Raw genomic sequence first — 15987 nt, 5'->3', positions numbered from 1 at the left:
CAATGAAAAGCACTGTACAAAAGAAAACGATTCTAATCGTAGATGATGCAGAACTCAACCGCTGTTTACTGTCAGATATACTCCAGGACGATTACAATATCGTCGAAGCATGTAACGGGAAAGAAGCTATTGAGATTCTAAAGCATAATGATGCATCCATATCCCTGATCCTGCTGGATCTGATCATGCCTGAAATGACCGGGTTCGATGTCCTTGCCCTCATGCAGAAAAACCACTGGCATGAAACAATCCCTGTCGTGATTATTTCTTCTGAAAATTCTGCTGAATATATAGAAAAAAGCTACGAATATGGTGTCGTGGACTACATTAGCAGACCCTTCGACCCAAGTATTGTAACCCAGCGTGTGAAGAATACAATTATCCTGTATTCAAAACAGAAGGAACTGGAGTCGCTGATTAAGGAGCAGGTCATCGAAAAAGAGCGGAATAATGCCCTCATGATCAATATTTTAAGTACGATCGTTGAATTTCGAAACGGTGAATCCGGCCTGCACGTCATCAGGATCCGGATCATCACAGAGATTCTGATGGAGGCACTCAGGAAACGTTATCAGGAGTATAGTATGGATGAATCCCATATCGCCCTGATTTCCAATGCAGCTGCCCTGCACGATATCGGTAAAAACGAGATTCCAGAAGAAATCCTTAACAAGCCCGGAAAACTGACATATGAAGAATTCGAGATTATGAAGACGCATTCTGCATGCGGTGCGGAAATGCTTGAAAACTTAAGGTTCGGCAACGATGAAGAACTCGTGAAATATGCGCGGCAGATCTGCCGCTGGCACCATGAGCGCTGGGATGGCAACGGCTATCCGGACCATCTCAAAGGAGATGATATCCCTATCGCGGCCCAGATTGTTTCCCTTGCAGATGTTTACGATGCACTCGTAAGTGAGCGTGTCTATAAGCCGCCTTATACACATGAGCAGGCAATACAGATGATTCTGAACGGAGAATGCGGCATGTTCAACCCAAAGCTTATCGCATGCCTGAAAGAAGTCAGCGGCCATCTGGAGCAGGCAGTCAAGCTCAGGAGCAAGGACCCCGGCCATCTTTTCGATGTTAACCAGCTCTCACGGGAAATTGTTCAGAAAAAAGGTGTCAAGCTGTCCGACCGGACACTTTTCCTGTTAGAACAGGAACGGACAAAATATCAGTTTCTTACCTCCATTACGGATGAAGTATTGTTTGAATATGACTTCAGTACAGACACCATAACTTTTTCAGACAGGTGCCGGGACGAATTTAATATTCCGACTATTGTCACTGAATTATTTTCTCACAACAATCTGCGGGGAATCATCGATAAGGAAGATTTTCAGAAACTGACAGAACTTGTTTATTCCGCAAGCCCTGCATCCCCTACTTTCCAGACGCAGCTTATCATGACGACATCGGATGGTTCCAAAGAGTGGTATGAAATCGTCGGGCGGACTTTATGGTCCAATGACGACCAGAATGAACAGTTGTACAGCTGTGTAGGCAGAATTGCAAATATACACCGGCAGACAATCGAAGGCAGACGCCTCGAAGAACTGGCACAGAAAGATTCGCTGACGAATCTCTTTAACAGAGATGCTGCCCAAAAAGTTGTCGGCCATATTCTGGAGACCCGAAATCAGGCGCCGGGCTTAATGATTTTATTCGATCTGGATAATTTCAGGGAGCTGAATGAAAATAACGGCCATCTGTTCGGGGATCAGATTTTGAAACATGTAGCCAGACTGGCCGAAAATAATATCCGTAAAATGGATATTGCCGCCCGTGTAGGCGGCAACGAATTCATGGTATACCTGCATGAGGTCGTATCTGAAGAATTTATGCTAATGTACTGCCGCATGCTTTCCATTGCCCTAAAGCAGTGTTATCAGGGGACGGAATATACCATCAGTATCGGGGCGGCGGCTTATCCGAAGGACGGTACCTCCTACAGTGAATTATTCACCCACGCAGGGCAGGCCCTTTATGAGTCAAAACACAGCGGGAAAAACTGCTGTACAATATACCGGAATGACGGCACTATGCAGGCCGCTTTTGAGGGAGCTGTGCCAGAATAATCGCCGTAAATACAAGCACACAGCCGAAAATTTCCTTCGGTGACAAAGTTTCATTTATCAGTACCCAGCCGGCAAGCGCCGCAAATACGGATTCCATGCTTAAGATCAGAGAAGCCACCGTGGGGTCCGTATTTTTTTGTGCAATAATCTGCAGCGTATAGGCAACCCCGCAGGAGAGAACCCCCGCATAGAGCAGAGGAAGCCATGCAGCCGCCACTGCCTCAAAAGTCGGTTTCTCACTTATAATCATGGGCACAGCGCACAAAATTCCGGCTACCCAGAACTGAATACAGGAAAGCTTTACACCGTCCACCTTTGGCGAGAAGTAATCAATAATTAAAATATGTAATGAAAAAATGAATGCACAGATCATAACCAGAAAGTCCCCATAAGAAATAAAAAACCCTTCCTTTATACATAAAAAGTACATCCCGATAATGGCCAGTCCCACGCCGATCCATGTCTTAAGCCCGACCTTTTTTCCAAGAAACAGCCCGAGCACAGGCACGATCAGAATATATAACGCCGTAATAAACCCGGCCTTTCCCGCACTGGTATAGACAAGCCCGATCTGCTGAAGGGAGCTTGCAGCTGCAAGGGCAATACCACAGCAAAGGCCGCCGGTTAAGAGTATCTTCTTATCTCCACGCTTCTTCTGGCCTTCCTCTATACTTCGTGAATCCGGCCGGTATGCCGGGTCTTTGGGGTCCTTTCTTCCCATGATCCATATAACAGGCAGGAGTACCAGACCTCCCATCAGACATCTCAGGGAATTAAATGTAAACGGCCCCATATAATCCATTCCAACACTCTGAGCCACAAACGCACTTCCCCAGATCAATGCGGTCAATACTAACAGTGCATCATTTTTTAATTTCGAGTTCATCTCTCATTCCATCCTTTACTCTTATGTAATACAATTTCACGCACTGTCCAGTATAGCACCTCCATCCATGTTTTTCCAGACTCCATCTTTTACATTTTTCCCTGACTGTTCCCGGCCTAATCCAGCCCGGGCAGTATTTCTTCCAGCACTTTCATTGCCTCGTTCAATCTCCGCAGTTCTTCCTCTGTCAGTTTTTCCTCGAGCTTTTGGATAAATCCTGTATTTTTTAGGTAATATTCATCCAGATATTCCACTGCCTGTGGTGTCAGGCATATCCGGACGGATCTGCGGTCTTTCTCGTCATGGACACGTTCCACAAACTGATGATCACACAACTTATCGATCAGCTTCGTCACCTGCTGTTTGGGAACCTTTAACTGCTGTGCAAGTTCTGTCATTGTGGTGCTCTCATACTTTCTGACAGTCTCCAGACAGTAGTAGGTTTCCAGACTCATCTCCTTATTCAGTGACTCCCTGAACGGCCGTACCAGTTTCGAATTCCAAGCCGGAAATACTCTCAGAAGACTCCGGACAAGTTCTTCAGACAATTTTTTCGTTTTCATAAGCTCTCCTTTTGTTACCATTTCGGTATCTTGACAAACATGTGGGGAAGTGTTATGCTTTTTAATTAGTAAATAAAATATGACTATCATTGTAGGTTAACTTTTACTGATTATATAATAGAAACCACTAAAATTCAAGCGCGCCTCTATTTAATCCATAGAAAGCCTGATCTTCTTTCAAAATTAATTCAAACAGGAGAGTGAATCATTCATGAGCAAAAAATTCAAAATTCCAGCAGTGATAAAGGATAACTTCCGCTTCAGTACTCTTAGCTTCCTTTTTATCATTGCCTATGTCAATATCTTTCAATTTGTTTTCGGCCCTGAAAACTCCATCGTCGGCGTAATCTTCACGATCATGATGTCCGCCTCGATGGTGCGGGACCTCACTGCCACACCGATTCGGCATTTTCTTGTCCAGTCGGCGGTTCTTGTTTGGATGGCAATAGCAGCATGTCTGGTGACGGTTCTCCCTGCTATACCGGGTTTTGCTGTCAATTTTATCACGATAGCACTCATTTTGTATGCATTTACATATGAATATTCCAGCCATTTATATTTTCCGTATATTTTATCCTACCTCTTCCTTGTATTTATCTCACCGGTTGAGTTAAGCCATCTGCCCATGCGGCTTTACGGCATGCTGACAGGGGCACTGTCTATTATCCTGTATCAGCTCTTTATGGGAAGGAAACGGGTGGCCGAAACTGCAAATGATGTATTAAATGAAATGATCGACGATGTCGGAAAGATGATTTCATTCCGGCTGGACCAGTCCGGGGAGCAGCCGGATTTTTCCGAAACCAGACGCAGGCTGTGCCGCCTGAGCCAGACCGTATATGACCGAAGGAAGAAGATACTCTGTGTCTCCGATGCCAGCTTTTCCATGATTGATGCCGGGCGGGGTCTGGAAAACCTGCTCCTGCTCATCAGTGAGATGCCCCAGGAACTCTCTTCCGGGAACAGAACTCTCCTGATCCATACGAAGTCCTGGCTGGACATTTTCCGCGCCTTTCTCAGTTCTGAAAACCAAACCATACCGGAGCTGACACAGGAAGGGCTGTCTGAATCATCCACTTGTGACACTGCAGATTCTGAAGATACAAAAACTGCCCTTACATTTTACCAGACGCTTTCATATACACGTAATAAGCTCCTGCACATGACCGATCCCAAACGGAGAATCCACTACCGCAGGACCGCCCTCTCCCTGAAAACACAGCTTTATGCGGCTCTGGACTACAGCCCTGTACGAGCCGTTTATGCCATTCGTACCGCACTGCTCCTCTCCTGCGCAACAGCACTTGTCCAGTTCCTTGGACTCCCTCACGGGAAATGGCTTCTATTTACACTTGCTTCCGTATCCCTGCCTTACGCAGATGATGTTCCGGTAAAAATAAAGAAACGTATCCTCGCAACCTTGATCGGGGGCGCCATCTCCGTTATCATATATTCCCTGATCCCCTCCCCTGCGGGACGTACAGCCGCCATGATGCTGTCCGGTTATATTTCCTTCTATTTTTCTGATTATACGGAAACCTTCGCATGTTCCACAATCGGCGCACTGGGCGGGGCTGTATTTATGAGTAGTTTTGGTTTTCAGGCTGTAGGTGGTATGTTCGTAATCCGTATCTGCTACGTACTGGCCGGTGCCCTTATCGGTTATCTGGCCAACTGCCTGATATTCCCCTACAGCCGGGCCAAGGCGACAAGACAGCTCTGGAAGAGATACATAACCGTCACAGAGCTACTGACCAAAATATGCCGGTCCGTATCAGCAGATGCACAGCTGTATTATAATCTTGTTATTCAGGCACATCTGCTTGAAGAGAAATTGTCTGCTAATGCATGTCTGGAAAAATGGGAAGGCAGCTCTGAACTGCTGGCGAAATTCCGGAATAAGGTGCGTCAGGCACACAGAGTCCATATACCCGAGCATGAAAAAGCCCCGATATTTTAATCGGGGCTTTTTCACTGCCAAAACTATCGCTTTCGTTTTCCGCTCTATATTGTATCTATTTTTTGATTTCCTTCTTTTATTTTGTTATACTATTTATATCCAAACGAAGGAGGTCACTATGTTTACCGCACTGTTAGCAGACGACGAAATTAATATTTTAAATCTATTAGAAAAGCTGATTGACTGGAATGCCCTGAATATTGAAGTGATTGGTAAGTGTCAGTCCGGCTCCGAGGCATATCAGGCCATTATTTCCCGTAAACCCGATATTGTTATTATCGACATTAAGATGCCCGGATTATCCGGTCTTGATGTTGTAAGACAGATTCAGGAGGAAGGGATCTTCCCCAACTTTATCCTGATCAGCGGTCACAAGCAATTCGAATATGCCCGCTCGGCAATCCAGTACGGTGTCGAGAATTATCTTGTAAAGCCAATCAACAAGCAGGAATTAACGGACAATCTGGTCCAGATCATCCACCGCATTGAGAAAGAACAAACCAGCAAGGATTACAAAGTAATGTTGGAACAGCAAATAAAAACGAACATTGCACTTTCCCGGGAGCAATTTTTAAAGATGCTCTATTTATCACCGGACCTGTCGGCACGGCAGCCCCTCGAAGAAATTAACCGGCAGTATGGCTTCCACTTTGTACATGATCACTATAGAGTGATTTCCATAAAGCCGGATACGAAGGAACTTTTTACTCTTCCCCAATACCAGATCCTGCTAAAACAGATCTACGAATTTATCACCTTGAAGCTGGAGGATTATCCGCTCGTAACATATGGAATCATAGAGGCTGACGAAATTATGCTTTTGATCAACTATGCATCTGAAGAAGATCTGGCATGCTCACTTGCCTCTATTTTTGAAACTTTAAAGAATAAGTTTTACAGCTATTGTTATATTACAATGGGAATTTCCTCCACGTCCGTAAACCTTTTTCAGGTTTCCTTCCAAGAGGCCCGCATTGCCATAATGAGCCGCATCACGCTCGGTAAGGACCGCATGATCGATTACAACGGACTGTCCCGTTTTCGGTTGAAGCTGAATAAGTCCCATCTTTTGGACCAGTTCGGCACCTACATAGACACACTGAATATAGCGGGGGTCGAAAAGGCGATTTCACAGCTTTTACAGGAAATATCAGACGAGTCCGTAAGCCCTGTTTCCATTTTTGATTTGTTCATCAGCCTGATACAGCTTCTGGACGAGCACCTGACCGACCTTTATAACAAAACAGAAGAAAATTTTACATTTCCAAGGAAACAATATGTGTCGCAAATACATAATTCCACATCAAAAGAAGAGCTTGTGCAAAGTATGAAACATATCATGATTAAAGAAATTACTTCCTACGAAAAGCTTCAATACAGCAAAGACAGCCGGTATATCAGTCTCGCGAAGCAATATATATACGATCACATCGACCAGAATATCACGCTCAATGATGTAGCTGAGGTGCTGTTTATCAATCCCTCCTATTTCAGCGCCCTCTTCAAAAGAGAAACGGGCGAAACGTTCAGTAATTACATAACAGGCATGCGGATGAAGCGTTCAAAAGAGCTGCTTAAAAATCTCCAATACTCTATTGCTGATGTCAGCAGTATGGTCGGGTATCAGGACTCCAAATATTTCAGTAAAGTATTTCAGAAAACTGTTGGAATCAAGCCTTCCCAGTACCGGAAACTTTATACGAACTGAGGTGACTGCTATGAAAAAGCTTTTATTGAAAATGGGACCCTTTTATAAAAAACTACTGGTATTTTTCATTGTAAATATTGTAAGCATACTCCTATATATTCTGGTTCCATTAGGAAAAATCAGAGTGCTCTGCCTATTTCTTCTAGTGCTGTCCTATCTGCTGGCCGTGCCTTTGATCCTCCTGCCGCTTAGAACGCTGTATCTGCATTTTTCGAGCCACAGGATACTAAGCGATGAATGGCTCCCCGAAGATAATGCAGATTTCTGCCTGATCAACGATTATCTTCAGGCTTCTTATGAAAAATCGCATTCCATTGAGAGTGCCCTCTCCGACAAAAATATAGATTATCTGTCCAAACAGATCAACTCGCATTTCTTTTACAACACACTGGACTCCATAAGGGGAAGGGCTTTCTGTGATGGCGCTTATTTCGTTGCTGATATGATTGAAACATTATCCTCTTTTTTCCGTTACAGTATTTCGAGAAAAGGTAATATTGTATCTTTACAGGATGAACTGCAGAACCTTGATTCCTACATGAAGATTCAGATGTTCCGCTTCGGCAACAGGATACAGTATGAAGTTTCTCTGGAATCTGATAGCATCACCCGCTATCAGATTCCCAAGCTCACACTGCAGCCGATCGTTGAAAATGCGATTATACACGGCATTGAAAGCTATGAAAGTGGTGGATTGATCTCTATCAATATCTTCGAAACCGATTCTACCATCGTCTTACATGTGAAAGATAACGGGGTTGGAATTCCGAAAGAGAAGCTGGATCAGATCAATCTAAATTTCCAGAACAACCATTTTGAAAGCCCGGAAGTTCAGAAAAAACATATGAATATCGCCCTGAATAACATTAATAACCGGATCTGCCTGCTCTACGGCAGCAGATTCCACCTTCACATTTTCAGTACGAAAAATATCGGAACTGATGTGCAGATTACGATTCCTAAAATCTTGAAAGAAAAGGAGATGTAGAACTTATGAGAGAACATTTACTTCAGATCGAAAATCTGTATTTCGGTGGGCGCGACAGTGCTGCCTCTGCTCTTAATATCTCTGTCTATAGAAATGAGCTCATTTCCATCTGTAGTTCTTCCTCTCTCTCTGTAGATTCACTGAAGAATGCATATAAGAATCACCAGATGAATGGCAGGCTGACATTTCCGGATAAAAAAACGGTCTCCCTTTCAAAAGGTACGCCACTTAAGTATATTTACAGCATTTCAAGATACGCGCATCTTGTTCCTGCGCTCTCCATTACAGATAATATTTTCTCACTCCGCAAATGCTCATTTCCACACTTTCTGTATAATTCGAAACATGCCCGAATAGCCGCAGCCGATTTAGTGGATGAGCTGAATTTGCCAGTAAATATCGACACACCAGTTTCGGAACTGACCGCCGCAGAAGAGCACCTGCTTCTGCTTGCGAAGGCATTTGTCTCCTCCGCAAAGCTGATTATACTGGATAATATTGTGGAGTACTACACTTACGCAGAGCTCTGCCTGCTACTTGATCTTATCAAGCTGCTGCAGGACCGGGGAGTCACATTTCTTGTTTTTACAAATGGCCCCTCCCTCCTTACCCAGATGTCGGACCGCATATTTGTAACACAGAATTATGAGATCACCAATATTCTATACCACACTGAATACAGTGATAAATTGCTCTCCTCTATGATGTTGGGGGATGATCCGCATATCACCAACGCAAAAAAATCTTATCCGAAGGAAGAAATACTTCTCTCTCTTGACTGGTCATGCCTTTTTGCAGATCTGCCTAGGATGGAGCTTCACCATCAGGAATGCCTGTGTGTATTTAATTATAATGGTTCTAATATCGACGATATCTACGACCTGTTTACCAGATATTTTCCATATGAACTGGACGGCAAAACCTGTACGAGTTATTCCTCCGCCGTCAAAAATGGACTGGCACCGATCTCCATTTCCAGAATCGAGGACTATTTTTTCCGGGAACTTTCACTAAGGGATAACCTGACTCTCCCCATCCTGCATAAAATCAGTACAGCCGGAATCATTAACAAGAAACTTTTTAACTACTGTATCCACTCATCTCTGGAAAAAATGAATGGGAACAGCGCAAATGGAACAGACGTACTTCTGAAATCGGTACTCCTTAGATGGCAGCTGGCGAATCCAAAGCTGATGCTGATCTCTGACCTGAATGTAACAGACTCCGACAGGCCGGAAATCTATCCCGTACTGAATGACATTAACAAATCCGGTGCAGCACTGGTCATACTATCTTCGAATCTCTATGACTGCCTGTATTTTGCGGATTCTCTTCTTGTTATCCGGAATTCTGCCGATTACCGCTTCTTTCATAAATCGGATTCCGCCTCTTTTGTGCAGGACGTGAAATCTTATGTATACGGCAGTCGTGATATACCATAATTTTGTCCGGTTCCATGCACCCGCAAAAAAGAAAGCGCAATGCCGGCATTTTCTTAGCATTGCGCTTTCTTTTATAATTCCAGTTTTCCTGCTATTCTTTCAAGCTCCTTATAGTCCTTGTCCAGATGGTTCCGCATCCTGATAAAGAGTGGGTACAGTTCTTCATATATGTTACTCCAGGATGGAATAGGTTCTATCATTTCTTCCGGGCACTTCAGGACATCATAAGCCTCCTGTATACTGTGATATATTCCTGCCGTGTATCCAGCAAGCATGGCACCACCCTTGGGTGCCCCGCTCAGTGTCCCTGCAACATAGACTGGCATATCCAGCACAGATGCCTTGATTTTCAGCCACTCTCTGCTGTTTGCACATCCACCGGCTATCTTGATGTATTTTGTATCGGCCCCCTCCTTCTTCGCCTCCTGGCAGATTTCCTTGAGCGCAAATGCATTTCCCTCATAGATTGCTCTCAGCATATCCGCACGGTCAGTCAGCGCCGTTGCACCCAGATACATCCCTCTGATCGAGTTGCACCAGAGCGGGGCGCGTTCTCCCATAATATACGGATAAAAGAACAGCCCCTTACATCCCGGGCTGGCCGCATGCACCATATCCTCATATACATCATATATGGAATTTTTCTTCTGTTCGGCCATTCTTGCCTTTTCCTGCTCTTCTCCCATCACTTTACGGAACCACCGCACCGTATCGCCGGAAGAATTTGTCGGTCCGAAGAGAAGGCAGGGAACTTCCTTTGTCCTCATGATCGGCGTAAAACTAAGTAATTTGGAATCCGGAGACGGGGGCATGCGGCTGGCAAAGAAATTATTGCTCGATGTTCCTGTGATCTCTGCGGCCTCCCCCTGTTTATTCAGTCCGATCTCCAGTAAAGCCATCGCAGAATCCACACCGCCCACCAGAACAGGCGTCCCCTCTTTCAATCCTGTATGAGCGGAAGCCTCCCTTGTCACTGTCCCAAGTATCTTATGAGCCGGTTCTACTGGTGGCATCAGTTCTTTTAAAGGGATATCAATTGCCTTTGACAGTTCCCCGGACCAGCACTTCTTATGGATGTCATAGCACAGCGTCATTTCAGCCTGACATTCATCCAGCGCGAGTTCTCTTGTCAGCATATAATTCAAATAAGTATTCGCTTTCACGATATGGCGTGTCTTTTCATAAAGTTCCGGCTGGTGGTTTTTAAACCAGATAATATTCGTGATCTGATAATAGGGATCCGCGTAGGCACCAAATTCTTTCCGGATTCTTTCCCTGCCGTATATGCGTTCCATCCATGCAGTCTCTTCCACCGCCCTGCGGTCCATCCAGATATGCGCCCTGCACAGTGGATTCCCAGCGGCATCCAACGGAAGCATTGCCATTCCCTGAGAGCTGACGCTAACCGCGGAAACAAAAGTGTCATGCATGGAAATCTGACTTAAGGACTGCCGAATTGCACGCGCTGTGTCTTCCCACCAGAGACGGGGGTCCTGTTCTGCCCAATTGTAATGGCTGGAGATCGTCTGATAAGATCCTGCTTCTCCTTTTGCCATACATAGGCCATCCTCCGAAAACAGCATGGCCTTTACGTTTGTTGTCCCCAGATCCACGCCTAATATAAGCTTCTTCATTTCTTCAAAGGCTCCTCCCGTATGATTTTCGCACTCTGTTTTATGATACAAACTGCATGAATTCTGCTATCTCAGTAAAGATCACACCCAGAGCGTATGCCCCGGCATCTGGATAGCCCAGGCTTCTCTCACCGACTGTGCCGGCACGCCCCATTCTCGCTACAATATTCTTCGTCTCTTCCGCTCCGTTGACAGCTGCCACAGCTCCCATTTTAAAAGCATTTTCCCATGTCCCGCCCTGTTCTGCAACGGTCCTGACTGCCTGTACACATGGAATCAAAGCATCAATCAATGTCTTATCACCGATGACTGCCCCCCTTCCGAAAGACCGCTCTCCTGTCTTCTGAATCCCTGCTGCCGCTGCCTGCATCATGTCAGCAAATTCTGGGAGTGTCAAGTATGCCCTGTCTCCCGCCTGCAGTGCAGCTGAACGGAACGCGGAACCCCAGAGAGGCCCCGATGCCCCGCCGCAGTTTTCCATAATGATCATGGAACACGCAAGCAAAAATTCCTTCACAGTAGAAAAATGTTCTTTTAACAGTTCGTCCCATTCCCGCTTCACTTCTCTGAACCCTTTTGCAATACTCATCCCGAAGTCACCGTCGCCAGCATAAGAATCCAGTTTGCAGAAACTTTTCTCATTCTCCAGAATACAGCAGCACATTCCGCATACGATCGCTGCAAGATTCTGCACAGTGAGTCTCTGGTCTTTAATCACCTTCCATGCCTCTTCGCACAACATCTCTTCGCGGAGTTCTTTCTTCTTTTCCTGAAGCGGAGTGAACGGCTGCATTTTTACCGGACCATCCACTCTGAAATGCGGTGCATAACATGGCTCGTCAATATATTGTTTCAATTCATCGTCAAGCTTCATCAGAGAAACTGAGCAGCCCATCATATCAATACTCGTCATATAGTTTCCTGCAAACCCGCGGTAAATGTGTATTCCCGCCTCATCCAGCAGGCGGGCGACTTCATAATTCATAATAAATAATTCCTGCAGCGGTGTAGAACCAAACCCGTTCACAAGCAGGACAGCCTCATCATCCTTTTCGATGTGCAGGTCTTCTATGATCTGCATAACCATTCTGGATGCCAGTTCGGACGCATCTAAAATGCGTTCCCGGCATCGGCCCGGTTCGCCGTGGATCCCGACCCCATATTCCATCTCACCCTCTCCGATATCGAAGGTTGGAACTCCTGAGGCCGGCACCGTACAAGATGTATAGCCGGCACCTATCGTCCTCACATGATCCGCTGCTTTCTGCGCGATCCGTTTTACCTCATCCAGCTTAAGGCCGCTTTCTGCGGCAGCGCCTGCCGCCTTATGTACGAGGACCGTTCCCGCTACGCCTCTTCGTCCTACTGTATACAGGCTGTCAGTCACGGCAATATCGTCTTCCACCTTGACCCACTCTACAGGAATACCTTCTTCCTTAGCCATCTCTGCGGCATTTGTAAAGTTCATGACATCCCCACTATAGTTTTTAATAATCAGAAGGACTCCCTTATCTCCTGCCACTGACTTGATCCCCTGATATACCTGAATCTGGGATGGTGAAGCAAAGACATCGCCGCATACCGCCGCATCCAGCATTCCTTTTCCCACATAACCGGCATGTGCCGGTTCGTGTCCGCTTCCTCCGCCGCTGATCAGGGCCACTTTATTACCTTTTAGTTCCTTCCTTCTGATAATTCTATATTTCTGCTCAAACACAACATCCGGATTCACATGTGCAATGCCGCTTAACATCTCCGGTACAACATTTTCCGGCCGATTGATTATTTTTTTCATATCACTCCTCCTTCCGCCTGATTAATATTTTTCAAAGAGGAACTTATCAGGCAGGTCCAAATGAAATGCCTTTGCCATGTCTTTGAAATTCTGTACACCCGGCACCTGTCTTTTTATTGATATCATGGACAGCGTTTTCACAAGAATTTCTGAGCCTTTTTCTACCGTATTCATCAGACCAAATGTGCTGTCGAAAGTCTCGCCTGATACAAACAAACCATGCTGTGCCCACAATACCACATCATATTCCCGCATTTTTTCACAGGTAAGTTCCGCAATTTCTTCTGTCCCCGGCACCATCCACGGCAGGACTCCCATTCCCGCCGGAAAGATCATGGCACATTCCGGTTCCATCTCCCAGAGCTCTCTCGTAAAAATTTCATCATTGATTGGAAGTACAAAGGAAAGTGCAATAACATTGGCCGGGTGGGCATGGTACACAAACCTGTACTTTCCGTTCGTCGTCTCCTTTTTCACGGACTGGCACATGAGGTGCGCAGGCAACTCACTTGTCGGCCCGCCATTATTTTCAAGCCCCCATACAATCCGCCATGCTGTTCCGTCTTCATTCATTTCAATGACACCGAGCGTATCCTCCGGGTATATCTCGGCATTCCTCATCGTTTTCCCACTTCCGGTTACAATGAAATATTCTCCCGCCAGATTTTCAAGCTGTTTTTCAATTGGCACCCATTCTCTGCCCTTGAATTCCAACCCTGCCAGTTCCTCTTTAGCCGCGCGGTAAGTGAGATTTCCGCCGTGGCACTCATGCCATCCCATCAGGTAGCCATCACTGCACATGCGGATAAATTTTACCAGACTCTCCGGTCTTTCCATCATTGTCATTCTCCTCCATAAAGTTCCTTCTATACCTGAAATTTAAGTGTCTCCCCATTCAGAAAACGCTCAATCTCTGTCACAATAATCTTAAGGCTGTTTTTTAAAATGTCGTTTGTAATCCCTGCAGAATGTGGCATCAGTGTAACATTATCCATCTTAAGGAGCGGTGAGTCATACGGCAGCGGTTCTTTTTCGTACACATCCAGACCTGCCCCCCTTATCTGTCCTGTTTCAAGCGCCCGGATCAGAGCCTGCTCATCTACCAGTCCGGCTCTTGCCGTATTAATAAATATGGCATTTTGCTTCATCATGGCAAATTCATCTTCACCAATCATGTGCTTCGTCTCAGGACAAAGCCTTGCATGCATAGTAATAATGTCTGCCGTCTTAAGAAGCTCCGAAAGCTCCACCTGTTCGACACCATCTTCTTTCAGGATCCCGGGAGATGTTATCTTTTCATATGCGATCACTCTTGAGCCAAACCCTTTTGTGAACCTCTTTGCCACCGTTCTCGCGATTCCTCCATAACCGACAATACCTACGACCAGATTCGATATAGCCACATGGGAAGCATCATTATACTTTTCTTCCACCCACTCTCCCTTCGTGGCAATCAGATTTCTCCTTACAATGCCCCTGCACTCTGACAATGCCAGTGCAACCGTCATATCCGCAACTACTTCTGCGAGTCTGGACGGAGCAAAAGAGACCTTTATTCCCCTGTTCTTTGCGTATGCTATGTTGATATTTTCATATCCACTGCGAATCGTCATAATCAGTTTCAGGTTCTCCGCCGCATCAATCACTTTCGAGCTGATTGCCCCCCACTGGATTAAAAGAATATCTGCGTCTTTGATCTTATTTAAAACCTCCTCATCCGGTGTGGTCCATTCAGGCCCCTCATCCTCCATTTTCTGTACATATTCTTCAAATGTCTGCATCCGGAATATATTTGTATCTTTTGCATAATCTATCTCCAGATCCCGGAATATTTTCAAATCTGACCGCCAGCAGAATGCCTGAAACTCATCCGCCAACTCTCTGAAACGATCCACTACTAAAACCTTCATTCTGCCGCACCTTCTTTCTGATGATTCATTTTCTTATTCTCATGGCTAATAACCATCTTCTGGCTTTTTGCCCTCTTTTCCCTCAGACAATCAATACTTACAACCACAATCAGCACAATTCCTTTACATAGCAGCTGCGTATAGGAATCTACACCTTTTACACCGAGTCCGTTACTCAGTACACCCATGACGAGCACACCCTGAACAACGCCGAGCATCTTTCCCTTTCCTCCTGAAAAGGCGATACCTCCTACCACACAGGCTGTAATTACATCCATCTCATATCCCTGTCCTGCCAGTGGCTGACCGGATGCAATACGGGACATTAATACGATAGAAGCAAGGCCGACGAAAATGCCATTAATTACATAGGACAGAATCATGATCTTTTTCGAAGATAGACCGGACAGACGCGTTGCCTCCTCGTTGGAACCTACCGCGTAGAAATATCTTCCCAGATATGTTCTATTTAAAATAAATGCCCCGATCAGGAAAATTGCTATCATTATGATAATTGGAATGGGAACAATGCCAAAAATATATCCCTGTCCGATAATTTTCATACTGTTCGGCAGTCCATATACGGGAGATGCACCTGTAAAGATATAAACCACTCCCTGCAGCACCTGCTGCATTGCCAGTGTACAAATCATGGCAGGCATCCCTGTCGTAACGATTGCAAATCCGTTAAATGTAGAAATCAGCACTGCAATTACAATACCACCGATACATGCCAGAATACTCGGCACACCGTTTACAATCATCATTGCTGTCGCACAGCTCACTAGAGAAAGCTGGGAACTGATAGACAGATCCAGCCCCCCGGCAATCATAACCATAGAAAAACCAGTAGACAGAATTCCCAGCACCGCAATCTGCCTTAATAGGCTCATCCCATTGCCGATTGTCATAAATCCGGGGGCCGTTATCCCGAAATAGGCGATTACGATGATCAATAATATCAACACCGTAAACTTATTAAAAAACTTCTTCAGCATATCCACCCTTTCATTCCTCCTT

12 protein-coding genes are annotated in these 15987 nt (G+C 45.4%); 5 read left to right on the top strand and 7 right to left on the bottom strand.

Translation table 11 applies throughout. The features are described 5' to 3' along the window. Nucleotides 1-2 precede the first annotated feature (2 nt). Nucleotides 3-2081 (top strand): GGDEF/HDGYP domain-containing response regulator, encoded by a 2079-nt coding sequence (locus tag A8806_RS04360; protein WP_109729965.1) that lies wholly within the window; start codon nt 3-5, stop codon nt 2079-2081. Here A8806_RS04360 and A8806_RS04355 read toward each other — a convergent pair. Both A8806_RS04355 and A8806_RS04350 read right to left on the bottom strand, forming a co-directional pair. Next, a complete protein-coding gene (locus A8806_RS04355) occupies nt 2044-2967 on the bottom strand; it encodes a DMT family transporter (RefSeq protein WP_109729964.1) in 924 nt (307 codons plus the stop codon). The two genes, A8806_RS04360 and A8806_RS04355, sit on opposite strands and share 38 nt — an antisense overlap. Before the next feature lie 116 nt (nt 2968-3083). Beyond that, complete coding sequence (locus A8806_RS04350) at nt 3084-3530, bottom strand: MarR family winged helix-turn-helix transcriptional regulator (RefSeq protein WP_109729963.1); 447 nt, start codon at nt 3528-3530, stop codon at nt 3084-3086. A 211-nt stretch (nt 3531-3741) separates the two neighbouring features. On the opposite strand from A8806_RS04350, the gene A8806_RS04345 reads away from it, so the two are divergent. The 4 genes from A8806_RS04345 to A8806_RS04330 all read left to right on the top strand — a co-directional run bounded on the left by A8806_RS04345 (nt 3742) and on the right by A8806_RS04330 (nt 9628). Beyond that, nucleotides 3742-5490: an FUSC family protein gene (locus tag A8806_RS04345; RefSeq protein WP_109729962.1), complete on the top strand. Its 1749-nt coding sequence runs from the start codon at nt 3742-3744 to the stop codon at nt 5488-5490. 118 nt (nt 5491-5608) lie between these two features. Further along, the gene (locus A8806_RS04340) at nt 5609-7198 is read left to right on the top strand and encodes a response regulator transcription factor (protein WP_181368579.1); all 1590 of its coding nucleotides are present in this window, start codon (nt 5609-5611) and stop codon (nt 7196-7198) included. 10 nt (nt 7199-7208) lie between these two features. Beyond that, nucleotides 7209-8186, top strand: coding sequence for a sensor histidine kinase (locus A8806_RS04335; RefSeq protein ID WP_181368578.1), 978 nt, complete (start codon nt 7209-7211; stop codon nt 8184-8186). A gap of 5 nt (nt 8187-8191) precedes the next feature. Further along, entirely contained in the window at nt 8192-9628 is a 1437-nt protein-coding gene (locus A8806_RS04330; RefSeq protein WP_109729959.1) for a sugar ABC transporter ATP-binding protein, read from the top strand. A 71-nt stretch (nt 9629-9699) separates the two neighbouring features. On the opposite strand, the gene A8806_RS04325 is transcribed toward A8806_RS04330, so the two are convergent. Genes A8806_RS04325 through A8806_RS04305 form a run of 5 tightly spaced genes read right to left on the bottom strand, consistent with a single transcriptional unit; the run spans nt 9700 to nt 15965 of the window. After that, nucleotides 9700-11262, bottom strand: a complete 1563-nt coding sequence (locus tag A8806_RS04325) for a xylulokinase (protein ID WP_146203254.1) — start codon at nt 11260-11262, stop codon at nt 9700-9702. Between the two features lie 40 nt (nt 11263-11302). Further along, a complete protein-coding gene (gene dhaK, locus A8806_RS04320) occupies nt 11303-13057 on the bottom strand; it encodes a dihydroxyacetone kinase subunit DhaK (protein ID WP_109729957.1) in 1755 nt (584 codons plus the stop codon). Nucleotides 13058-13078: 21 nt separating this feature from the next. Then, nucleotides 13079-13897: a rhamnulose-1-phosphate aldolase gene (gene rhaD, locus A8806_RS04315; RefSeq protein ID WP_330405247.1), complete on the bottom strand. Its 819-nt coding sequence runs from the start codon at nt 13895-13897 to the stop codon at nt 13079-13081. Between the two features lie 26 nt (nt 13898-13923). Continuing rightward, nucleotides 13924-14967, bottom strand: coding sequence for a 2-hydroxyacid dehydrogenase (locus tag A8806_RS04310; RefSeq protein ID WP_109729955.1), 1044 nt, complete (start codon nt 14965-14967; stop codon nt 13924-13926). Beyond that, nucleotides 14964-15965: an ABC transporter permease gene (locus A8806_RS04305; RefSeq protein WP_109730223.1), complete on the bottom strand. Its 1002-nt coding sequence runs from the start codon at nt 15963-15965 to the stop codon at nt 14964-14966. Before A8806_RS04305 ends, A8806_RS04310 begins: the two co-directional genes overlap by 4 nt. Nucleotides 15966-15987 lie beyond the last annotated feature (22 nt).

This window comes from Faecalicatena orotica (assembly GCF_003149245.1).
Classification (GTDB): domain Bacteria; phylum Bacillota; class Clostridia; order Lachnospirales; family Lachnospiraceae; genus Faecalicatena_A; species Faecalicatena_A orotica.
Note: the sequence above shows the minus strand (reverse complement) of the source record. Positions and strands in the feature narration are given on the sequence as shown.